At 66.4% G+C, this 19,852-nt stretch carries 24 protein-coding genes; 1 reads left to right on the plus strand and 23 read right to left on the minus strand.

Annotation, left to right across the window (positions count from 1 at the left end):
* Nucleotides 1-23: 23 nt before the first annotated feature.
* From flgH to flgB, 7 genes are read right to left on the minus strand one after another with little or no spacing between them, the layout of a single operon-like run.
* Nucleotides 24-713: a flagellar basal body L-ring protein FlgH gene (flgH, locus tag AC07OK_RS18975; RefSeq protein WP_494691761.1), complete on the minus strand. Its 690-nt coding sequence runs from the start codon at nucleotides 711-713 to the stop codon at nucleotides 24-26.
* Nucleotides 713-1,504 carry a flagellar basal-body rod protein FlgG gene (flgG, locus tag AC07OK_RS18980; protein ID WP_494691762.1) on the minus strand — a complete coding sequence of 264 codons (792 nt, stop codon included), beginning with the start codon at nucleotides 1,502-1,504 and terminating at the stop codon, nucleotides 713-715. The genes flgH and flgG overlap by 1 nt, the downstream gene beginning before the upstream one ends.
* A 40-nt stretch (nucleotides 1,505-1,544) precedes the next feature.
* The gene (gene flgF / locus AC07OK_RS18985; RefSeq protein ID WP_494691763.1) at nucleotides 1,545-2,270 is read right to left on the minus strand and encodes a flagellar basal-body rod protein FlgF; all 726 of its coding nucleotides are present in this window, start codon (nucleotides 2,268-2,270) and stop codon (nucleotides 1,545-1,547) included.
* Nucleotides 2,271-2,284: 14 nt separating this feature from the next.
* A complete protein-coding gene (locus AC07OK_RS18990; RefSeq protein ID WP_494691764.1) occupies nucleotides 2,285-3,550 on the minus strand; it encodes a flagellar hook protein FlgE in 1,266 nt (421 codons plus the stop codon).
* A gap of 14 nt (nucleotides 3,551-3,564) precedes the next feature.
* The gene (locus AC07OK_RS18995) at nucleotides 3,565-4,251 is read right to left on the minus strand and encodes a flagellar hook capping FlgD N-terminal domain-containing protein (RefSeq protein WP_494691765.1); all 687 of its coding nucleotides are present in this window, start codon (nucleotides 4,249-4,251) and stop codon (nucleotides 3,565-3,567) included.
* A 3-nt stretch (nucleotides 4,252-4,254) separates the two neighbouring features.
* Nucleotides 4,255-4,677 carry a flagellar basal body rod protein FlgC gene (gene flgC / locus AC07OK_RS19000; RefSeq protein WP_494691766.1) on the minus strand — a complete coding sequence of 141 codons (423 nt, stop codon included), beginning with the start codon at nucleotides 4,675-4,677 and terminating at the stop codon, nucleotides 4,255-4,257.
* Between the two features lie 10 nt (nucleotides 4,678-4,687).
* A complete protein-coding gene (gene flgB, locus AC07OK_RS19005) occupies nucleotides 4,688-5,050 on the minus strand; it encodes a flagellar basal body rod protein FlgB (protein WP_217940322.1) in 363 nt (120 codons plus the stop codon).
* 173 nt (nucleotides 5,051-5,223) lie between these two features.
* Here flgB and flgA point away from each other — a divergent pair, with 173 nt between their 5' ends.
* Nucleotides 5,224-5,937, plus strand: coding sequence for a flagellar basal body P-ring formation chaperone FlgA (gene flgA / locus AC07OK_RS19010; RefSeq protein WP_494691767.1), 714 nt, complete (start codon nucleotides 5,224-5,226; stop codon nucleotides 5,935-5,937).
* On the opposite strand, the gene AC07OK_RS19015 is transcribed toward flgA, so the two are convergent.
* From AC07OK_RS19015 to fliF, 16 genes are all read right to left on the minus strand, one after another.
* Entirely contained in the window at nucleotides 5,918-6,691 is a 774-nt protein-coding gene (locus tag AC07OK_RS19015) for a glycoside hydrolase family 73 protein (RefSeq protein ID WP_494691768.1), read from the minus strand. The two genes, flgA and AC07OK_RS19015, sit on opposite strands and share 20 nt — an antisense overlap.
* On the minus strand, nucleotides 6,678-7,130 hold the full coding sequence (gene flgN, locus AC07OK_RS19020) for a flagellar export chaperone FlgN (protein WP_494691769.1): 453 nt from the start codon (nucleotides 7,128-7,130) through the stop codon (nucleotides 6,678-6,680). Before flgN ends, AC07OK_RS19015 begins: the two co-directional genes overlap by 14 nt.
* Entirely contained in the window at nucleotides 7,127-7,402 is a 276-nt protein-coding gene (gene flgM, locus AC07OK_RS19025; protein ID WP_494691770.1) for a flagellar biosynthesis anti-sigma factor FlgM, read from the minus strand. Before flgM ends, flgN begins: the two co-directional genes overlap by 4 nt.
* A gap of 42 nt (nucleotides 7,403-7,444) precedes the next feature.
* Nucleotides 7,445-8,467 (minus strand): flagellar motor protein MotB, encoded by a 1,023-nt coding sequence (locus AC07OK_RS19030; protein ID WP_494691771.1) that lies wholly within the window; start codon nucleotides 8,465-8,467, stop codon nucleotides 7,445-7,447.
* Complete coding sequence (gene motA / locus AC07OK_RS19035; RefSeq protein WP_217940318.1) at nucleotides 8,451-9,371, minus strand: flagellar motor stator protein MotA; 921 nt, start codon at nucleotides 9,369-9,371, stop codon at nucleotides 8,451-8,453. The genes AC07OK_RS19030 and motA overlap by 17 nt, the downstream gene beginning before the upstream one ends.
* Nucleotides 9,372-9,425: 54 nt before the next feature.
* Nucleotides 9,426-10,163, minus strand: a complete 738-nt coding sequence (locus tag AC07OK_RS19040) for a FliA/WhiG family RNA polymerase sigma factor (RefSeq protein WP_494691772.1) — start codon at nucleotides 10,161-10,163, stop codon at nucleotides 9,426-9,428.
* A gap of 54 nt (nucleotides 10,164-10,217) precedes the next feature.
* On the minus strand, nucleotides 10,218-10,697 hold the full coding sequence (locus AC07OK_RS19045; RefSeq protein ID WP_494691773.1) for a flagellar basal body-associated FliL family protein: 480 nt from the start codon (nucleotides 10,695-10,697) through the stop codon (nucleotides 10,218-10,220).
* Nucleotides 10,698-10,704: 7 nt separating this feature from the next.
* Nucleotides 10,705-12,333, minus strand: a complete 1,629-nt coding sequence (locus tag AC07OK_RS19050) for a flagellar hook-length control protein FliK (protein WP_494691774.1) — start codon at nucleotides 12,331-12,333, stop codon at nucleotides 10,705-10,707.
* The gene (locus AC07OK_RS19055) at nucleotides 12,330-12,608 is read right to left on the minus strand and encodes a hypothetical protein (RefSeq protein ID WP_494691775.1); all 279 of its coding nucleotides are present in this window, start codon (nucleotides 12,606-12,608) and stop codon (nucleotides 12,330-12,332) included. Before AC07OK_RS19055 ends, AC07OK_RS19050 begins: the two co-directional genes overlap by 4 nt.
* Before the next feature lie 31 nt (nucleotides 12,609-12,639).
* Nucleotides 12,640-13,029: a flagellar export chaperone FliS gene (gene fliS, locus AC07OK_RS19060; RefSeq protein WP_494691776.1), complete on the minus strand. Its 390-nt coding sequence runs from the start codon at nucleotides 13,027-13,029 to the stop codon at nucleotides 12,640-12,642.
* A 34-nt stretch (nucleotides 13,030-13,063) separates the two neighbouring features.
* Complete coding sequence (fliD, locus tag AC07OK_RS19065; RefSeq protein WP_494691777.1) at nucleotides 13,064-14,476, minus strand: flagellar filament capping protein FliD; 1,413 nt, start codon at nucleotides 14,474-14,476, stop codon at nucleotides 13,064-13,066.
* Nucleotides 14,477-14,587: 111 nt separating this feature from the next.
* Entirely contained in the window at nucleotides 14,588-15,019 is a 432-nt protein-coding gene (locus AC07OK_RS19070) for a flagellar FliJ family protein (RefSeq protein WP_116988558.1), read from the minus strand.
* The gene (gene fliI / locus AC07OK_RS19075; RefSeq protein WP_494691778.1) at nucleotides 15,016-16,326 is read right to left on the minus strand and encodes a flagellar protein export ATPase FliI; all 1,311 of its coding nucleotides are present in this window, start codon (nucleotides 16,324-16,326) and stop codon (nucleotides 15,016-15,018) included. The genes AC07OK_RS19070 and fliI overlap by 4 nt, the downstream gene beginning before the upstream one ends.
* On the minus strand, nucleotides 16,323-17,033 hold the full coding sequence (gene fliH / locus AC07OK_RS19080) for a flagellar assembly protein FliH (protein ID WP_494691779.1): 711 nt from the start codon (nucleotides 17,031-17,033) through the stop codon (nucleotides 16,323-16,325). The genes fliI and fliH overlap by 4 nt, the downstream gene beginning before the upstream one ends.
* Complete coding sequence (locus AC07OK_RS19085) at nucleotides 17,030-18,073, minus strand: flagellar motor switch protein FliG (RefSeq protein WP_217940309.1); 1,044 nt, start codon at nucleotides 18,071-18,073, stop codon at nucleotides 17,030-17,032. Before AC07OK_RS19085 ends, fliH begins: the two co-directional genes overlap by 4 nt.
* On the minus strand, nucleotides 18,057-19,832 hold the full coding sequence (gene fliF / locus AC07OK_RS19090; protein WP_494691780.1) for a flagellar basal-body MS-ring/collar protein FliF: 1,776 nt from the start codon (nucleotides 19,830-19,832) through the stop codon (nucleotides 18,057-18,059). Before fliF ends, AC07OK_RS19085 begins: the two co-directional genes overlap by 17 nt.
* Between the last annotated feature and the right edge of the window lie 20 nt (nucleotides 19,833-19,852).

Below are 19,852 nucleotides of genomic sequence, written 5' to 3' on the forward strand. Positions count from 1 at the left end.
ACCCTCTCTAAAACTACGGCCGTTCAGAACGGCATCAGCGGGCCATTGAAGAAGCGCGACAGCCAGCCGGCCGACTGCGTGTCGGCCAGCGTGCCTTGCGCCGAGTAGGCGATGCGGGCGTTGGCGATGCGCAGCGACGACACCTGGTTGTCGGCGTCGATGTCGGCCGCCCGCAGGTAGCCGCGCAGGCGGACGAATTCTTCGCCCTGGTTCAGGGTCAGGGTTTTTTCGCCGGACACGCGCAGCAGGCCGTTCGGCAGCACTTCCTGCACGATCACGGTGATGGCGCCGGTCAGGGCGTTCTGCTGGGTGCTGGTGGCGTCGCCGGCAAAGGTGTTGGAGGCGCCCAGGCCGAGCGCGGCCTTGCCGAAAGTCTTGCCCAGCAGGTTGGGGGCGACGATGTTGTCGGCCGAATTCTTGGAATAGCTGGTGCCGGCCTTCTTGCTGGCCTGCGTGGTTTCCTGCAGGTTGACGGTGACCACGTCGCCGACCCGGAAGGCGCGGCTGTCCGAGGTCAGCGACAGGCCCAGGTCGGCGCTGTAGACGCCGCCCGAAGTGCCTTTCGGACCGACCACGCGCGAGACGCTGGGCGGCTCGTCGGACGGGCCGGGGCGCACCGGCGGCGGCTGCAGAGCGGCGCAGCCGGCCAGCAGCGTGGCCATGGCCGACAGCGCCACTGCCAGTGCCGAGCGGATGGGCGGCGCGGCAAACATCAGCGTGCTGCCTGCGACAGGTATTGCAGCATATTGTCGGCGGCCGACAGCACCTTGGTGTTCATCTCGTAGGTGCGCTGGGCGGCGATCATGTCGACCATTTCCTCCACCACCTGCACGTTCGAGCCTTCCAGGGTGCCTTGCTTGAGCTTGCCCCACTGGGCGTCGCCCGGCTTGCCGTCGGTGGGCGTGCCGCTGGACGGCGTTTCCGCGAACAGGTTCTCGCCCAGGGCCAGCAGGCCGGTCGGGTTGATGAAGCTGGTCAGGGTCAGCTGGCCCAGCTGGCTGGCGGTGGTGTTGCCGGCCAGGGTGGCGGAGACGATGCCGTCCTCGGCGATGGTGAGCGAGGTGGCCGCGGCCGGAATGGTGATCTGCGGGATCAGCGGCAGGCCGTGGGCGTTGACCAGGATGCCGTTGGCGTCGACCTGCAACTGGCCGGCGCGGGTGTAGGCGGTTTCGCCGTTCGGCTGGCGCACCGACAGGAAGCCGTTGCCCATCACCGCCACGTCGAGCTGGTTGCCGGTGGTTTGCAGCGAGCCCTGGCTGAAGACTTTTTGCGTGCCGACCATGTGCACGCCGTTACCGAGCTGTACGCCGGACGGCGCCAGCGTGTTGTTGTCGGCGCGCTGGGTGCCCGGCTGCTGCTCGATCGAATAGAACAGGTCCTCGAACACCACGCGGTCGCGCTTGAAGCCCACCGTGTTGGCGTTGGCCAGGTTGTTGGCGATGGCTTGCAGTTTTTCGTCCTGCGCCTGCACGCCGGTTTTGCTGATCCACATTGCTGGATTCATGATTTCTCCCTGTTGCTAAAGATGACTAACGTGGACCTGCTCAGCCGCCGACCAGGCGGTTACCGGTTTCGGCCATCGAATCGCTGGCCTTGAACAATTTCATCTGGATTTCAAAGGTGCGGTTCAAGCTCATGGTGGCGACCATTTCCTCCACCGCCGAGACATTGCTGCCCTCCAGGTGGCCGGGCTTGACCACCACGGTGGCGTCGGTGGCCAGCGGCTGGCCGCTGCGCGCCACCAGCAGGCCGGCCTCGTTCTTGGTCAGTTCCGAGGCCTCGGCCTTGACCAGCTTGAGCTTGTCGATGGTCTGCATGGTGGTGGTGCCGGGGCTCTGGATCGACACCGTGCCGTCGGCGCCGACCGCGATCTTGCTGTACTCGGGCAGCGAGATCGGGCCGCCTTCGCCCAGCACCACGTTGCCGTTGATTTTCAGCGTGCCGGTTTCATCGAGCGTCATGGCGCCGGCGCGGGTGTAGGCCTCGCCGGTCGGTCCCTGCACCGCGAAGAAGCCGTTGCCGTCGATGGCGACGTCGAGCTCGCGGCCGGTGGCCTTGAGCGTGCCCTGGCGGGTCGACACCGCGTTCGCCTGCAGTTGCGACATGTGGCGGTCGGCGTAGCCGTAGCCGTTGACGGTTTGCGCCGACGACAGCTCCATATTGGCGCGGAAGCCGCCGGTTTCGATGTTCGCCAGATTGTTGGCGTGTACCTGCTGGCCACGCAGGGCCCGTTCGGCCCCGCTCATGGCGGTGTAGATCAGCGCATCCATGGGTCAGCTTGTCCTTACAGCGCTTGCATCAGCGATTGCATCATCTGGCTCTCGGTCTGGATGACCTTGGAGTTCGCCTGGTAGTTGCGTTGCGACGTCATCAGGCCGACCAGTTCCGAGGTGATGTCCACGTTCGACTGTTCCAGCGAGCTGGTGTTGAGCGAACCGGTCATGCCGACGCCGGCGAAGTTGACCAGCGGCGTGCCGGAGCCGAGCGACTGCACCCAGCTGGTGTCGTCGACCTGGGTCAGCGCGCCCTCGTCCGGGAAGGTGGCCAGGGTCAGCTTGCCGACCGGCTGCTTCTGGCCGTTGCTGTACTTGGCGATCACCGAACCGTCCTTGGCCAGGTCGACGCCGGCGAAGGTGCCGGAGGCGTAGCCGTTGGCGCTGTTGGTCGAGGTGGTCGCCTCGCCGGCGAAGTAGGTGGTGCCGGTGTAGTTGATGTTGATCGGGGTCGGCGCCATCTTGGCGCCGCTGCTGAAGGCCGGCCAGTCGGCCGGGGTGGTGGTGGTGTCGAGCGCGCTCAGATTCAGCTGCAGCGAGCCGTTGGTGGTCAGCGGATCGGGAAGCGGGGTGGTCATCTGGCCGGTGGTCGGGTCGAACGCCAAGGCGTCGGTGCCGACCAGGTTGCCGTCCAGCACGTAGTTGACCGCGATCGCGCCGGGCGCGGTGGCGCCGAAATACTGGGTCAGCGTGTGCTGGCCGCCCAGCGTATCGTAGATCACGGTGGCCTTGGACATGCTGAAGGTGGACGGGTCGGGCGGCGTGGTCGGTGTGACGGCGGTGGGGAAGGCGGTCACCGGCCAGTCGGCCGACAGGTTGCCGATGTAGTTGACCTTGTCGCTGACCACGGCCGGGATCTGGCCGGTCGGGATCGAGATGTCGCCCTGGGCGCCCGGCTGGGTGCTCGGCGGCACGATGGTCGCGCCCTGCACCTTGCGGCCGGAGGCGTCGGTCAGGAAGCCGTCCTTGGAGGTGTTGAAGATGCCCACCCGGGTGTAGTTGATGGTGTTGCTGCTGTCCTTGACCATGAAGAAGCCGGCGCCGTTGATCGAGGCGTCCAGGGTGCGGCCGGTGTTGAGGACGCCGCCCGACAGGCCGATGTTCTGGGTGGTCGAACCAATGTTGACGCCGGTCAGCTGGTTGCCCGCCACCAGCGCCGAGAAGTTGGCGCGCGACGATTTGTAGCCGTAGGTGCCGGCGTTGGCGATGTTGTGGCTGGTGACGTCCAGCGCTTCGTTAATGGCCTGGATGCCAGACAATGCGATATCGAAACTCATGATGGAGTCCTTTCTTAGAGACTAGATTGAGTGGCGGAAGCGGTGGATTTACCGTTGAAAGCGGTGATGGCGGTCGGTGCGACTTCGCCGATGTTGCCGATATTGAGGACGACGCTGCCGCTGGCGGCCAGCCGTACGCTGTTCAGGCGCCCCTGCAGGTCGATCGGCGGGTTTTCCTTGGTGCTGGTCTCGACCGTCATGCTGTAGCTGCCGGCGGGCAGGCCCAGCGCGGCCGGGTCGATGGCGAACGGCACCGTGCCGGCCGCGGTCGTGCCGAGGTTGACGGTGTGCTTGCTGCCGTTGCTGCCGGTCAGCACCACGCGGGTGGTGGTGCTGGAGGCGGCCAGCGTCATCTGGCCGCTGACCTTGGTGGCGCCGTCGGTCGTCAGCGTGCCGGTCTCGGCCATGACGTCGGAGCCGACCTGGGCGCCCAGGGCCAGCACCTGCATGCTTTGCAGCACGCTGGCGTTGGAACTGGTCAGGCTCGACAGGTTCTGCAGCGATTCGGTCTGCGACAGCTGGGTCAGCTGCTGGACGAACTGGGCCGGATCGGTCGGCGACAGCGGATCCTGGTTCTTGATCTGCGCCACCAGCAGCTTGGTGAACATGTCCGAGGTCGCGCTGGCGCTGTTGCCGGTGATGTTGGTGCCGGTGCCGGCGGCCGCGCCGCTGCTGCCGTTGTTGAGGAGACTGACTGTCATGGCTTAACCTTCACCGAGTTTGAGGAGGGATTGCTGCATCGTGCGGATGCGGCCCAGTACTTCGACATTGGTCTCGAAGGCGCGCGAGGCCGACATCATGTCGGTCATCTCGGCCACCTGGTTGACGTTGGGGTAGAACACCATGCCGTCGGCGTTGGCCATCGGGTGGCCCGGTTCGTAGACCTTGCGCAGCGGCTCGCTCGATTCGACCACGTCCAGCACCTGCACCTTGCCGCCGACGCTGCCCATGTCGCCGATGCTGTCGCCCATGACGGCGGCAAACACCGGCTTGCGGGCGCGGTAGGTGTCGGCCTCGGTGCCGGCCACGGAATCGGCGTTGGCCAGGTTGCTGGCGATGGTATTGAGGCGCACCGACTGGGCGGCCATCGCCGAACCGGCGATCTCTGAAATATTCTTGAACGACATCTCGCGCTCCTTATTGGCCGTTGATGGCTTTGGCCAAGCCCTTGAGGCTCATGTTGACGAAGGTCAGGCTGGTCTGGAAGTCCGAGGCGTTCTGCGAGAACGCCGCCTGCTCGACGCCGATCTCGACCGTGTTGCCGTCGCGGGTGGGGTGGAAGGGCACGCGGTACATCATGGCGCTGTCTTCGTCGCCGCCGATGTCGCCGCTGGCCTCGGCCTGGGCGTTGGCCAAGGTGGCGCCGAAGTCCATGTCGCGCGCCTGGAAGCCGGGCGTGTTTTCATTGGCGATGTTGGAGGCCAGGATGCGGGTGCGCTCGGCCCGCAGGTGCAGCGCGTCGGCATGCAGGCCCACCGCGTCTTTGAAATTAATCGCCATGTTCTTCCCCTGTGTAAGCATTGCTGTAAAACGATGTTGCATGAGTGAAAACCGCTGGCGCCGGGGTAGAATGGCGCCCGGGTGCGGCATGCACCTGAGGCGTTCCGGCTCCCGGCATCATAGTAGAGGTATTGCCCATGTTCAACAAAAGTATTGTAACCGCTTTGAGTGCAATGTTGCTGTTTTGCACTTCATTTTCTACGGCTTTTTCCGCCCCCGGTCCGACCGCCGCCGAACAGGTGCCGCAGGCGGTGGAGGCGGCCGCGCGCGCCCATGTGCAGCGCTGGGCCGACAGCAGCGGCCTGGTGGAGCCGAAATTCGAATTGACCGTGGTGCGCGGCAGCCGGCCGCTGGCCGCATGCAGACAGGCTGTGACGGTCGAAGCGCTCGATACGCGGCTGCCCAGCCGCATGCGTTTCGCCGCCGTCTGCGCCGGCGCCGAAGGCTGGCGATACGAGTTCGTGGTGCGCGCCCAGGTCTCGGCGCGCATTGCTGTGATGGCAAGCGATGTGCCATCAGGGAAAGTATTGGCCGACGACGACGTGTTGCTGGAGCGCCACGACATCTCCGGCCTGGCCGACAGCGTGTCCGATCCGCAGGAAGTGGTGGGCATGAGCGGGCGGCGCGCGCTGCGCAGCGGCGAGGTGTTGCGCATGGCTTTGCTGAGCGCGCCAACCTTGGTCAAGCGCAACGACGCGGTGCGCATCGTGGCCAAGCGCGACCAGATCGAAGTCAGCATGGCGGGCGAGGCGCTCGACAGCGGCGCCCGCGGCACGCTGGTGCGGGTGCGCAACGCCAACGGGACCGTGATCCGTGCCAGGGTGACGGGCGCGGCGACGGTGGAACCTGTCGATATGCCCGTGTCCACTAATTCCCCGACGCAGTGATGGTGCTGGCGCCGCGTTGCAACTGCGCGGCCAGTTTGCTGAGTTTGTCAGCGTAGTTGGGGTCGGTGGCATAGCCGCCTTGCGCCAGGCCCTGCGCGAAGGCGCGGGCGTCGCTGCCGGTGTTGAGCGCGCCCTGGTAGCGCGGATTGGTGGTCAACATGTCAGCATAGTCGCGGAAGGCGCTGGCGGTGTCCGGATAGCTGCGGAAGCGTTCCACCTTCCTGAGCATGGCGCCGTGTTCGAATTCGCTGGTGCTGGCGGCCGCGACCGCGCCCTGCCAGCTGCCGCCGGCCTTCAGGCCGAACAGGTTGTTGCTGTCGGCGCCGCCCTGGCGCAGCGGATTGCGGCCCCAGCCCGATTCCAGCGCCGCGTGCGCGGCCACCACGTCGGGCGACACGCCCAGCTTGCCAGCGGTTTCCTCGGCCCAGGGTTTGATCGAGGCCAGGAATTGCTGCTGGATCTCGCTGTCGGCGCCGCCGGCGATCGCGCCGGCGCCCTGGTGGCGCAGCGCCATCGCTTGCAGGTTCATGGCCGGCGTGCTGCCCGCGCCGGAAGCGGACGAGGAGGGCGCGGCGCTGAAGCCGCCGCCCTGCGCGATGAAGGCGCTGACGTCGTGCTGGACTTGCTGGAAGGTGGCGGCGAAGCCCCCGGACGACGCAACACCGCCCAGCGCCGCGGTGGGGCGGCTGGCGGTCATGTTCGAGACGGTTGCTGCGGTCGGTGCGGTCGATTGCATCCGGTCAAGCTGGTGCATAAATCTGCTCCTCGCCATGCAGCACGCGCTGCATGATGCTGTACTGTTCTACCAGCAAGTCGCTATTGCGCTTGCCCAGACGCTTGCATTCGATCACCATCTGTTCCAAGGTTGCCCAGTCAGCTTCCATTCTCTCCCGTGCCGCATTTTTCAGCAAGGCAAATGCCTGCAACATGGTCGATGTTGGCCCCAATAAACGTTGTACCAGCGCCACGCGCTGCGTGCGGCGCTCCTGCATCAGGTCGACCAGGGTGGAAATCGCCTCGGCCACCGCGGCCAGCTGCGGCCCCTGGTGGCGCACGGCGGCGTCGAATTGCTGTTCCAGCAGGCCGCGCAACGCTTGATAGGCCAGCAGATCGTCGGCGATGCCGGCCAGCAGCAAGCGCATGGCGTCCTGGCGGCTGGCCGGCGGGGCGCCGGCCGGGTTCACTGTGCTCACTTCTCGCTCCCGTGGAAGCGCTGGACCAGGCCGGCCAGCTTGGCGGCGTCGAACGGCAGCTCGCCCTTGGCCAGCGCGTCGCGCAGCATGTCGACTTTTTCCTGGTCGATTTCCGGCATCTCGCGCATCGCCTGCAAGGCCGGCTGCATCACCGCCGATTGCAGCGGCGCCTGCGGCGCCGGCGCGACGACGGCCTCGGCCGCTTCCGCCGGGGCCGCTTCCGCCACCCGCTGGACGGCGACGCCGTCGGGACTTCCTGTCGAGATTCTCATACGTGTGCCTCTGCTTGGCTTGGTTTCCATACTGTGTGCGTCTTATTTCTTGTGGCGCGGGTCGCGCACCGGGCTGTCGCCGCCCAGCTTGGCGCGCAGTTTTTCCAGCAGGGTGGCGTCCGGCAAGGCGGTGTCGATGTCCTCGGTCAGCGCGTTGCTGCCTTCCGGCATGCCGAACATGGTGGCGATCGACTTGGCCTGGGCCGTGGTTAAAATCAGCAACTCGATGCGGCGGTTGACGCCGGCGTCGGCGCGCTTGATGTCGAGCGGCGCGCGGTCGGCCATGCCGACCACCTGCAGCACCGATTCCGGGTTCATGGTGCCGGCCAGCAGCTGCGAGCGGGCCGACATCGCGCGGTTGGCCGACAAGGTCCAGTTGGAGAAGGCGGCGTAGCTGCGGTCGGCGTATTGCAGCGAATCGGTGTGGCCGACGATCAGCATCTGGTTTTCCATCTGCCGGAACAGCGGGCCCATCTTGCGCAGCAGGGCGCGGAACTTGTCGGTCGGCACGGCCGAGCCGCGCACAAACATGCCCTGGCGGTCGGTGTCGTGCAGCATCACGCGCAAGCCGTAGGGCGTGATCACCGATTCCAGGTTGGCGGTCAGGCCGGCCTCGGCGCTCATCTTGGTCAGCGCCTTGGACAGGGCCGCCAGGTCGCTCGGGCTGTCGTACTTGACCTTGGCCTCCTCGACCACGGGCTGCGAATCGCCGGTGACCTTGGTGTGGGCCTCGCCCTTGGCCTTGGCGTCGCCCGGCTCCTCGGTGCTGCCGGTGTGCGGCATCGGGAAACGGTCGATCAGGCTGCCGCGCGGGCCGCCCACCTGCTCGGGCATGACGCCCTTGCCCTGGTCGGTCTTGGCGCCGTCGGCCTCGGTCAGGATCTGTTCCAGCGATTCGAAGTTACGCGCCGCCATCAGCCACAGCACCAGGAACAAGCACATCAGCGCCAGGCAGAAGTCGGCGAACGCCACCTTCCAGGCGCCGCCGTGGTCCTCGTGCTTGTGCTTGCCACCGCCGCGCTTGACGATGGTTTGCTCATGGCCCTTGTCATGCGACTTTAGCACCGCGGCCTCCTCTGCGCGAGCTGTCTTCGGCCGGGGCGCTGTCGCGTCCCTCGAGGTCGTTGATCCAGCGTTCCAGCTGGGCGAAGCTCGGCTTGATGTTGAGCGGCACCAGGCGGCGGCCGGCGTCGATCGCCAGCAGCGGCGGCTTGCCGGCCACGTGGGTCACCAGCACCACTTTTACGCACTCCTTGTTCGACGCTTCCTGGTTGACCAGCTGCTTCATCATGTTGGAAATCGGGTCCAGGATGCCGTAGCAGAAGAAGATGCCGATGAAGGTGCCGACCATGGCGGCGCCGACGTGTTCGGCGATCTCGCCCGAGGTCGCGCCTTCGCTGACGGTGTTCATGGTGATCACGATGCCCAGCACCGCGGCCAGAATCCCGAAGCCCGGCATCGCCTCGCCGATCTTGGCCAGCGACTTGGCCGGCTGGTTCAGCTCTTCGTGGATGGCTTCCAGTTCCTGCTCCAGCACGCCTTCGAGCTCGTGCGAGTTGATCTTGCCCATCGCCATCAGACGGAAGTTGTCGACGATGAAGGCGAGCAGCTTGGGTTCTTCCAGCACCCGCGGGTAGCGCTGGAACAGCGGGCTGTCCTTGGGCGCTTCGACGTGGGCGTCCAGCGCCTTCAGGCCGCCGGCCGCCAGCTGCAGCAGTTCGTACATCAGCAGCAGCAACTGGCGCTGGAATTCGGAGTCGTATTTCTTGCGGAACACGATCTTCTTGATCTGGGTCATGGTCTCCTTGAGCACATGCGACGGATTGCCGATCACCAGCGCGCCGAGCCCGGCGCCGGCGATGACGATCAGCTCGATCGGTTGCCAGATCTGATGGAAGGCGCCGCCCATCATGAAGAAGCCACCGAAGACGCTGCCTAAAACTATGAGTATGCCGACTATTTGCTGCATGATGATTCGCCTTTCCGCGTCATTTTTCTAATCTTGCCCTGCGCCCGTTCTGGATCAGGCGCTTTGCAATACTGCCTTCATCTTGCCCAGCGCCGCCTTGTTGAGCTGACAGACGCGGGCGTCGGTCAGGTCCAGCACGGCGGCGATTTCTTTGTAGCTGAGTTCGAATTCGTAATACATCTGCACCACCCGCTGCTCGCGCTCGTCGAGCCCGCGCAGCGCCTGTTCCAGGCTGCGCCTGATCATCAGCTGGTCTTCCGGGCTGGGGGCGCTGTCGTTGCTGACGCTCTCTTGCAGCACTTCGTCGAAGCTGGCGATCAGCTCGGCGTTCTCGTCCATCTGGTAAGCCTGGTAGGCTTCCGAGGTCAGGTTCAGGGCGCTCATGATTTCCTGGTCGCTCGGTTCGTGCCCCAGGCTGCGGGTCAGGGCGCGCACGCCGTCGCGCAGCTTGTGGCTTTGCTGGCGCACCGCGCGCGGGCGCCAGTCCTGGCGCCGCAGCTCGTCGAGGATGGCGCCGCGCACCCGCAGGCTGGCGTAGCTGCCGAAGGCGCCGTCGGGTTGGCCGTAGCGGCGCAGCGCTTCGAGCAGACCCATCAGGCCGATCTGCTCCATGTCGTCGCGGTCGATGGCGCCGGCGATCTGCGAATTGAGCTGGCGTACGATGCGCTTGACCAGGGGCGCGTACGACAGCAGGTGTTTTTGCTCGTCGGCCACGCTGTGCGCCACCGGCGTGCCGCCGGCTTCGCCATAACTTTCGGCATAAGCGTCCGCATATTGCTCTATATAGGCCATGCCCGCTCCACTGGTCGCACCACTCGTCTTCATGCTTGCCATGCCGGTTGCAGCCTACTCAATGATCAGCTTGCCGATCATGACTTCGGAAAAGGGCTTTTCCCGGCCCTCATGCTCGTAGGTGGCCTCGAAAGCCTTGTTCAGTTCGGCTGCGAACTGGTCGATGGTCATCACTTGCGCGGTGGCCATCGGCAGGTTGGACAGCGTGCGCACCGCCACGCTGCGCAACATCGGCAATTGTTCCTTGGCTTCCTTCTCTTTCTTCTCGGTGGTGGTGATCACCAGGTCGGCCGACATGTAATGGCTCAGCGTGTCGCCGGGCTGGCGCTTGAGCATGATGACCACTTTATCCACCGTCAGGTACTTCGGCGCCGACTTGTCGTCCTTGACTTCCTTCTTGGACGCCTTGGCCGGCTTGCTCTCGGCCGCCGGCTCTTCTTTGCCTTTCGACATGTACCAGACTGCGCCGCCGGCCACTGCTGCGCCGACTACGGCCACCAGCACCAGCGCTATGATCATTTTCATGTTCTTCATCTACTGATTACTCCCGCTCGGACGTCATGGCAAAGGTGGTGGTTTCGTCGTCCGACAGGGCGCGGCCCGGCGTGCGGCCTTCTTCCTGCTCGCGCTGCTGGCCGTTGCGTCCGCCGCTGTCGGCCTGGGCCTGGGCGCGCGACGACGACACCGTCACCGAGACGTCGGCGAACTGGCGGGTCGACAAGTCCTGGCGCACGCTGTCGCCGATGGCGTTGAGCTGGCGCAGCACCTCGCTGTGGTTGGCGCTCAGGTTGACCTGCAGCGAGCCGGCGCTGTGGCGGATCGAGATCTCGATGCTGCCCATGTTCGGCGGTTCCAGGCGGATCACGGCGTGGTCGTTATTGCGTTGCAGCTGTACTTGCAGGCGGTCGCCCAGCGCGTCGCGCAGCGGCTGTTGCCACTGGTCCGGCGCACCCGCCAGCTTGACCACGGCGGCGGCGGCCGGCATGGCTGGCTGGCTGTTCTGGCTGAAGCTGACGCTGCTGCCGACCGGGGCCGGGGCTGGCGCGCTGCTGCGGGGAAGGCTGTCGTCCTTGGCGCCGGCGGCCACGCTGGCGGTCGCGTTGTCGAGGTCGGGTGCGGCTGCGGCGGCGACCTCGGCGCTGCTCGGCGCCACGCGCGGCACGGCCGGCGTGTAGGCGGCGCCGGCGGCGGCAGGCGCGGAACTGGCCGTCGGGGTGGGCGCATCCGCCAGGCGCTGCTGGACCTGCGCGCCGAGTGCCGCGCTGTTGGCCATGGCGTAGAGGTTTTGCGGCGTGGCGAGCGGAACTGTGCTGACCGGCATCGCGCTGACCGGGACCGGGGCCGGGGCCGAAGCCGACGCGCCCGGCGCGGGCTGCTGGACTTGCGCGTCCAGCGCGGCGCTATTGGCCATGGCGTAGATGGTTTGCGGGGTGCCGGCCGGGATCGCGCCGACCGCAGCCGGGGCCGGGGCAGGCGCGGCGGTGGCGGCGGCGGCGCCGTTGTCGCTCGGCGGCGGAGCCGGGGCGGCGGTGACAGCGACGCCGGCGGCCGACAGGTTCAAACGGGTGACTGCGCTGTTCAGCGTCGCGGTGGCGCCGACGGCGTCGCTACGCACCGGGGCGGCGCTAGCGGCGCCCGCGGCCGGCGCAGCTTGCAGTGCGTTGAACATGGCTGGCACCAGGGTGGCGGCGTTGGCGTTGGCGGAGGCGGCGGTGACGGCCGTGTCAGCGGCGACGGCGTCGCCATCGGCGGCACCGTCGGCGCCACTGTCGGTATCGCCGGGTTGCTGGCCGAGCAGCAGCGGGTCGGCCAGTTGCAGCAACTGGGCAAACAGCGGCGCGCCGGACTGGGCTTCATCGGTGGCCGGCTCGGCCTGGTCGCGGCCCGGATGGCTGACCGGGTCGTTCTGGCTGGCTGGCGTGGCGCTGCGGGGCGCCGGGGTTGGCCTGGTCGGCGCCGGCTTGGCCTGATTGCTGGCCAGCTGGGGCTTGATGTTGCCGGTCGGCGGAGCCGACTTGGATGGAACCCGGCCGCCGTTGTTGACGGCGTGATGGCTGGGCGCAGGCGTCGGCATGCTATCGCGGCCGCCATGATTGGTGGCGACCGGAGCGGTCAGTTCGGCTTTCGCGGCTTTGGCCGAGGCGGTAGCGCTGGAGGTGGTCATGGTCATGCTTGGATTCCGGTTTCTAACTGTTCGCTGTCTAGCGCATAGGCCAGCCAGCCTTCTTTGTTGGCTTGCATTTCATGCAGCCGCCGCGCGAGGTCCTCGGTGGCGGCGTTGCATGCGCGCACTGCTTCTTCGTGTACCTGACGCAAGGCCGACAGGGCGGCCCGTTCGCTGCTGCTCCATGTGCCCTGGGCCGCCATCTGCGGCAAGGCGGTGGTCATCAGGGTGTTCAACGCCGCCAGCAGCTTCCAGTCCTGGACGGCGAGGGCGGCGCTCATCTTTTGCGCCATTTGCAACAACGTGCGTTGCCTATCCATTTTTGGCCTGTACGCCCAGCCAGCCCTTTTTGATGGTGGTGAGCAAGGTCGTCACTTCGTCGATGATGGCCGGGTCCAGGCTGACGCCGGCGGTGTACAGGCGGCCGGCGCAGTAGTCGTACAGGCGGCCGAGGTTTTCCACCACTTCGCCGCCGTGCTCGAAGTCCAGCGAGCTGGCCAGGCCGTTGATGATGTCGGTGCACTTGTTCAGGCTGTTGGCCTTGAGCTCGTAGCGCTTGCCGACGATGTGGCCGCGCGCGCGCGCCAGCTCTTCGAGCAAGCCGTCGGTCAGCACCAGCACCAGTTCGATCGGCGACGCCCGGCTGACCTGGGCGTCCAGATTGGTGGAGTGATAACTGCTATAGGCTTCGTGGTTCAACATGGGGTTCACCGTACGGGTTGTAATCGTTAAATGCTTAGTTGTTGCTATTGGAGAACATCGCCGTAAACATGTCGGAGGTGCTGGTCATCGATGATTGCAGCTGCTGGAGCGCGCTGAACTGCGCCAGATAGCGTTTGTAGGCGTTGTCGAACTGGCTCTGCACGGCGACCTGGCGTTTGGCGACGTCATCCTGCACGCGGGTGATGGCGGTCTTGCGGCTGCCGATCAGGCCGGTGGCGGAATTGGTCCAGGTGGTCAGCAGCTTGTTCATCGAGCCGAGCACGCCGCTGTTGACGCCCAGGCCGGCGCGGCCGAACAGGGCGTCGATCTTGCCGGGGTCGGCGGCGATGGTTTTCTGCAGCCGGGTGCTGTCCAGGGTCAGGCTGCCGTCGCGGGCGGCGGTGATGCCAAAGCTGATCAGCGAGCGGCCGCCGGTGGCGTTGCGCAGCGTCGCGCCCAGGGTGGCGCGCAGCGCGGCCACGCCGGAATCGTTGTACAGCGCGGCGTCGGGCGACTGCGGCGTGCTGTCGGTGGTCGAGGTGGCGCTGTGGTTGCCCGGCGCGGTCAAGGTATTGAACACGCCCAGCAGCTTGTTGTAGGCGTCGACAAAACTCTGCACGTTGGCGGTGGTGGCGCTGCTGTCGGGGCCCACGGTCAGCTGCACCGGCGTGGCGCCGGCCAGCTGCGCCTGCTTGACGGTGAACTTGACGTTGTCGATGGTGCTGAAGGTGTTGGAGGCCTGGGTGACCTTGGTGCCGGTGTTCTGGTCGCCCATCCAGACGATCGCGTCCTTGGCCAGGGTCTCGACTTTCTGCGTCGACAGGTCCGACTGCAGGGCGGGATCGCCCAGGCCGCTGACGTCGAGCGAGGCCACCGCGTTGTCGGCGCCGGTCTGGGTGGCGGTCAGCACCAGCTTGGGCTGGCCGTTGACCGTCAGGGTGGAGGCGGTGACGCGCGAATTATTGGTGGCGGCGACATTGATCGCGGCAGCGATTTCCTTGGCCGACAGCTTGCCGTCCATATTGCTGTCGGCGCTGGCCAGGTCGACCTGGAAGTTGGAGCCGTCGGCCAGCATCACCTTCAAGGAACCGGCGCTGGTGGCGGCGCTGTCGCTGACGTTGTACGACACCTGGCCGGCGGTGGCCAGCTGCTCAACGTAGAACGAGTAGGTGCCGGCCGCCGCGTTGGCGTTGGCGGTGCCGGTGGCGATCGTGGTGTTGCTGCTGGTGGCGGCGTTGGCGGCGACACCGCTGGTGCTGGTGGTCAGCCCCTGCAGCGAGGACTGGAAGGCGCTCAGCGCGCTGCTCAGCGTGCCCAGCGCGCTGACGGTGGCGGTGGCCTTGGCGGCGCGCGCATCCAGGATGGACTTGGTCGGCGCGACATACGCGTTCGCCAGTTTCTCGGCCGTGGTTTGCGGGTCGTAGACGGGACTGCTGATGACTGCCATGATCGTTGCTCCTGGAAGGATGATTGAGTGTACCCTGATATAAGGCGACCTTAATCGTTTCCCTATGAAAATATTCTTAACTAATTTTTCGTCCCGCGCGGCGCGCCACGTTTATTTCTGGCCGCGCATCCAGAGTTGGGTTGCCAATTCATCATGTTGCTTGCGTTCCTGCACATTTTGCTGGGCCAGCACCACTTTTTGCTGCTTGACCAGCACCTTGCCCAGCACCTCGCGCTTGGCCCAGGCGGCGTTGAGCTGCTGCTGCGACAGCGCCATGTCGGCCTCGTGCATGTGCAGGTCGAGCCGGTGGCTGTCGGCCATCTGCATCACGGCCTGCTTGTAGTCGCCGCAGTTGCCGGCCAGAGCGGGGTGCAGATTGCCGCTGGGGCCGCTGTTGGTGTAGAGCCCGGTCAGGCGCTCCAGGTTTTTTTGATAACGTTCACGCAAACTTTCCTTTTCCGCCAGCTCGGTCTGCAGGCGCTCCACCTCGGTGTTGCGCAGGGCCACGAGCGTGGTCAGGTTACGGATGTTGTGGTGGCTCATGTCATCAGCTTTTCAAGTTGGTTGATGCACGGTGCGAAGGGCGCCTCTTCCTTGGTACCCTGGCACAGGAAATCTTCGACCCTGGGGTGCAGCTGCACCGCCTTGTCGGTGACCGGATCGGCGCCCGGCACATAGGCGCCCAGCGGGATCAGGTCGCGCACGCGGTCGTGGCGCGCCATGCTGGCCTTGAGCGCGCGGGCCGCCATCAGGTGTTCGTGGGTGATGACCTGGCTCATGCAGCGGCTGATCGAGGAGGCGATGTCGATCGCCGGATAGTGGCCGCGGTCGGCCAGCTCGCGGGTCATGACGATGTGGCCGTCGAGCACGGCGCGGGCGGTGTCGACCACCGGGTCCTGCTGGTCGTCGCCCTCGGCCAGCACGGTGTAGATCGCGCTCATGCTGCCGGTCTGGTTTTCGCCGTTGCCGGCCGATTCGATCAGCTGCGGCAGCGCCGAGAACACCGACGGCGGATAGCCCTTGGTGGCCGGCGGCTCGCCCAGCGCCAGCGCCACTTCGCGCAGCGCCATCGCGTAGCGGGTCAGCGAATCGACCAGCAGCAGCACGTTCTTGCCCTGGTCGCGGTAGTGGGCGGCGATCGAGTGGCACAGCTCGGTGGCCATGATGCGCATCAGCGGGCTTTCGTCGGCCGGGGCGATCACCAGCACGGCCTTGGCCAGGCCGTCCTTGCCGAGCGACATTTCGACGAATTCGCGCACCTCGCGCGAGCGCTCGCCGATCAGGCCGACCACCACCACGTCGGCCACGGTCTGGCGCGTCATGATGCCCAGCAGCACGGACTTGCCGACGCCGGAGCCGGCCATCAGGCCGACCCGCTGGCCCTTGCCCAGGGTCAGCATGGCGTTGATGGCGCGCACGCCCACGTCCAGCGCCTCGGTCACCGGCTTTTTCTTCAATGGATGGATGCGCGGCGGCAGCGGTTCGAGCGGGAAGTCGCCGGACAGCTTGCCCAGGCCGTCGATCGGCTCGCCCAGGCCGTTGACCATGCGGCCCAGCCAGCCGGAGCCGATCTGCATGCTGACTTTTTCGGGGGAGGGCAGCACGCGGGCGCCGGTGGTCAGGCCGATGGCCTTCTTGAACGGCATCAGGAACGACAGTTTGTCGCGGAAACCGACCACTTGCGCGTCCAGCCATTCGCCGTTGACTGTCTCAATCTGGCAACGCTGGCCGGTGTGCAAGGGACAACCGACGGCCTCAAGCAGCAAACCGGACGCCCCCACCAGGCGACCGGTCGGGGTCGCCATGGGCACGGAACCCAGTTCGAGATTGCGTAAGGCGTCAGCGATCACTCTTCGATCTCCGGTTCATCGCCGCCGTCGGCAGCTTGAAGTTGATTATCGACCTGTTCCATGACAGCCGCAAGACGTTGATGACATCCAGCATCAACTTCATTGTCGCCGGCCTTGATGCGGCACTCGCCCACTTCCAGGCGGGCGTCCGGGATCAGGTTCCAACGTTTGGAACGTTTCGGGTCCAGCTCGGCGATGCGCTTGAGTTCCTCGGGGTTCAGGAAGACGTCGATTTCCTCGCGGGTCGGCGGCATCGACGCCAGCGTTTCCTCGACCAGGGCCATCAGCTGCACCGGCTGCAAGGCCAGTTCGGCGCGGATCACCTGGCGCGCCACCTTGGCCACCAGGTCGACCACTTCCTTGCGCTGGGCGGCGCGGTAGTCGGAGCGCAGTTTTTTGAGGCTTTTGAGCATGGCGTCGACCGGGCGCGCCATCTGGTCGTAGGCCACCAGGGTTTCGTGGCGGCCTTCTTCCCGGCCCTGTTCCTGGCCCGAGCTGCGGCCGGCTTCGAAGCCGTCCTCCTGGCCGCGCGCCAGGCCGATCTCGTAGCCGTCGCGCTGGCCCTGTTCAAAGCCCTCGCTGACCGAGGCGGCCCACTGGGCGCCGCCGTCGCCGCTCTGGCTGTGGCTGTGCGCCACCGCGCGCTGGTGCGCCAGGTTGGTGAACTGCGCCAGCGGCGGAAAGCGGTAAGCGCGGAACGACTTCATTCGACCACCTGCTCGGCGAACAGCTGGATCTCGATCTCGCCGACGTCGGCCAGCGCCTTGACGGTGGCCATGATTTCCTGACGGGTTTGCTCGATGCGCGACAGCGGCATCGGGCCGGCGCGGCGCATCATGTCCTCGAAGGCCTGGGCCTGGCGTTTCGGCATGGTCTTGAGGATGGCGTCGCGGATCGACACTTCGGCGCCCTTGAGCGCGATCGCCCATTGCTCCAGCGGCACTTCCTCGATGATGCGGGTGATCGCCACCTCGGACTGGTTGCCGAGGATGAAGAAGTCGTACATCGACAGCTCGATCTTGGACACCACTTCCGGGTCGTGCGCGCGCAGCAGCTCGACCATCTGCGCGCGGTTGCTGGGCAGGCGGTTGAGGATCTCGGCGGCCTGGCGTATGCCTTCCACGCTGGTGCTCTGCGAATCGAAGGAGGACAGGCAGCGCACCACCAGCTCGTCGAGCTCGACGAGCAGGTCGCGGTCGATCTCTTCCAGGCGGGCCAGGTTCAAGAGCACCAGGTCGCGGCCGTCGGCCGGCAGCGCGTCGATGATCTGGCCGGCCAGCGCGGCCGGCAGGAAGGCCAGGAACACCGCCTGCATCTGCACGTGCTCGTTGGAGATGTATTCGGCCAGCCACTTCGGCGAGGCCCATTGCAGGCGCGCCATCTTGGGCCGCAGCTCGTCGCCGTAGATGTTGTTGAGCACCGTGTTGGCGAGGTCGCCGCCGAGCGCCAGGTCCAGCGAGCGCTTCAGGTAGCTGCGCGAGGCGCCGTGCACGCCGGACTGCTGGCGGTAGTCGTCGAAGAAGGTCTGCATCGCGGTCTTGACGGACTCGACCTTGATGCCGCTCATGCGCGACATGACCTGGGTCACTTCCAGCAATTCCTCGCGCGACAGGCAGCGCAACACGGCCGCGGCCGGTTCCTCGCCTATGCTCAGCAGCACGATCGCGGCCTGTTCCACCGGCGACAGCTGGGCGTTGCGGACGGCGTCGCCGTAATCTTCGTCCTGGGGGTTATTGAGTTCGGCCATTTTTCTGCATCCATTGTTTGACGACTTCGGCGACACGTTCCGGTTCTTTGGCGGCCAGTACTTTCAGGTGGTCGACCATGACGTCGACCGCCGAGCCTGGCGGCGGCAGATCGTAGTTTTCCAGCAGCGGCACCACCGGCATGCCCGGCTGGGCGGCGGCGCCCGGCAGCGCAGGCGCGGCGCCCGGCGTGCCCGGGGCGTGGGCGCCGGCGAGCGCCGGCGTGCCGGCCGCGGCGGCGGCCGCTTCCTTGGCTTCCTTGGCGGCCACCACGGCGGCCTGTTCGGCGGCGCGGCGTTCGGCGGCGATGCGCGCCAGCTCCTGCGGCGGCGGGGTGAAGCGCACCGTGGCCAGGCGCATCAGCGGACGCAGCAGCAGGAAGTAGCCGAGGATGATGCCGACCCCGTACATCACGTAGGAGCTGAGGTCGACCACGTTGTCGCGTTCCTGCCACCACGGCGGCGTCGCCGCTTTCGGCGGGAAGTTCATGACCGACACCACCAGTTGGTCGCCGCGCTCGCTGTTGATGCCCAGGCCGTTGCGCAGGATCTTGTCGATGTTGGCGATTTCGTTGGCGCTCCAGCCGGTCTTGGGCGTCGGCGAGGCCGCCTGCGCCAGCACCACGGCCACGCTCAGCTTTTCAAGCCGGCCGCGGCTGCGCTTGGTCTGGGTGATGCTGCGGTCGTAGGCGTACTGGCGGGTGGTGGCGTTCTTGCGCGCGGTGCCGTCGGCGAGATTGTTGGGGTCGTTGGCGGCGGCCGGCTTGGCGGCGTCGGCCGGGTTGGCGTTGGCCGGCGGCGGACGGTTCGACAGGGTGCCGGGCACGCCCTGCGCCACGCGGTTGCGGTCCTGTTCTTCGCGCATCGCCTCGCTGGTCACTTTCGGATCGGCGCCGTATTTCTCGACCGTTTCCTCAATCTTGTCGTTGTCGACCACGGCCATCACGCTCATGCGGAAATTGTCGTCGCCGATCACCGGGCCCAGCAGGTTGCGCACATTGGCCTTGACCTCGTCCTGGTAACGCTTGCCGTTTTCATTGCTGGCGCTGCCGGCGTCGAAGCCGTCGACCAGGTCGATGTGGGACGACAGCAGGTTGCCGGTCTGGTCGACCAGGCTGACCCGTTGTGGGCTGAGGCTGGCGACGCTGCCGGCCACCATGTTGACCACGGCGGCGATCGCTTCCGGCGCCAGCGTGTGGCCGGGCTTCATCGCCACCACCACCGAGGCCGACGACTTCTCGCCGTCCGACGAGACAAACGAGGTCGACTTGGCGATCGACAGGTGCACGCGCGCGTGGGCGATCGCGTCCAGCGTCATGATCGATTGCGCCAGCTCGCCTTCCAGGCCGCGCCGGAAGCGCACGTCCTGCACGAATTGCGACACGCCCAGCGGGTCGTTCTTGTCCATCAGCTCCAGGCCGGCCGGCAGCTGCGCGGTCACGCCCTTGGCGGCCAGCAGCATGCGCACCTTGCCCAGCATCGAGTTCGGCACCAGCACCTGGCCCGATTCCGGATGCAGACGGTAGGGGATGTGGTCGGCGTCGAGCACCGTCATCATGTCGGCCGCGGCGACTTTTTCGCGCGCGCCAAACACCGGTTTATAGCCGGACTGGTCGCTCCACAGATACATCAGCACCATGGCCGTCACGCCGATCGCCAGCAGCAGCAGCGGATACAGGTTTTTCAGCAGGTTGGGTGGCATGGACAGCGCGACCGGGCTGGCGCGCCAGCGCTCGAAGGCGGACTTGATGGAATTGATCACGTTGTTGGCTTTCGCGTTGA

It is taken from the genome of Duganella sp. GW821-FHT07G03, from assembly GCF_059418605.1.

Bases quoted from the DNA above. Each gene is read 5' to 3' on its own strand.
- flgH (WP_494691761.1), bottom strand. From the start codon at position 713: ATGTTTGCCGCGCCGCCCATCCGCTCGGCACTGGCAGTGGCGCTGTCG.
- flgB (WP_217940322.1), bottom strand. From the start codon at position 5,050: ATGGCGATTAATTTCAAAGACGCGGTGGGCCTGCATGCCGACGCGCTG.
- flgA (WP_494691767.1), top strand. From the start codon at position 5,224: ATGTTGCTGTTTTGCACTTCATTTTCTACGGCTTTTTCCGCCCCCGGT.
- flgF (WP_494691763.1), bottom strand. From the start codon at position 2,270: ATGGATGCGCTGATCTACACCGCCATGAGCGGGGCCGAACGGGCCCTG.
- AC07OK_RS18995 (WP_494691765.1), bottom strand. From the start codon at position 4,251: ATGACAGTCAGTCTCCTCAACAACGGCAGCAGCGGCGCGGCCGCCGGC.
- flgG (WP_494691762.1), bottom strand. From the start codon at position 1,504: ATGAATCCAGCAATGTGGATCAGCAAAACCGGCGTGCAGGCGCAGGAC.
- AC07OK_RS19070 (WP_116988558.1), bottom strand. From the start codon at position 15,019: ATGAGCCACCACAACATCCGTAACCTGACCACGCTCGTGGCCCTGCGC.
- fliS (WP_494691776.1), bottom strand. From the start codon at position 13,029: ATGTTGAACCACGAAGCCTATAGCAGTTATCACTCCACCAATCTGGAC.
- AC07OK_RS19055 (WP_494691775.1), bottom strand. From the start codon at position 12,608: ATGAGCGCCGCCCTCGCCGTCCAGGACTGGAAGCTGCTGGCGGCGTTG.
- AC07OK_RS19050 (WP_494691774.1), bottom strand. From the start codon at position 12,333: ATGACCATGACCACCTCCAGCGCTACCGCCTCGGCCAAAGCCGCGAAA.
- flgC (WP_494691766.1), bottom strand. From the start codon at position 4,677: ATGTCGTTCAAGAATATTTCAGAGATCGCCGGTTCGGCGATGGCCGCC.
- fliH (WP_494691779.1), bottom strand. From the start codon at position 17,033: ATGAAGTCGTTCCGCGCTTACCGCTTTCCGCCGCTGGCGCAGTTCACC.
- flgM (WP_494691770.1), bottom strand. From the start codon at position 7,402: ATGAGAATCTCGACAGGAAGTCCCGACGGCGTCGCCGTCCAGCGGGTG.
- AC07OK_RS19085 (WP_217940309.1), bottom strand. From the start codon at position 18,073: ATGGCCGAACTCAATAACCCCCAGGACGAAGATTACGGCGACGCCGTC.
- fliD (WP_494691777.1), bottom strand. From the start codon at position 14,476: ATGGCAGTCATCAGCAGTCCCGTCTACGACCCGCAAACCACGGCCGAG.
- AC07OK_RS19015 (WP_494691768.1), bottom strand. From the start codon at position 6,691: ATGCACCAGCTTGACCGGATGCAATCGACCGCACCGACCGCAGCAACC.
- AC07OK_RS19040 (WP_494691772.1), bottom strand. From the start codon at position 10,163: ATGGCCTATATAGAGCAATATGCGGACGCTTATGCCGAAAGTTATGGC.
- motA (WP_217940318.1), bottom strand. From the start codon at position 9,371: ATGCAGCAAATAGTCGGCATACTCATAGTTTTAGGCAGCGTCTTCGGT.
- AC07OK_RS18990 (WP_494691764.1), bottom strand. From the start codon at position 3,550: ATGAGTTTCGATATCGCATTGTCTGGCATCCAGGCCATTAACGAAGCG.
- AC07OK_RS19045 (WP_494691773.1), bottom strand. From the start codon at position 10,697: ATGAAGAACATGAAAATGATCATAGCGCTGGTGCTGGTGGCCGTAGTC.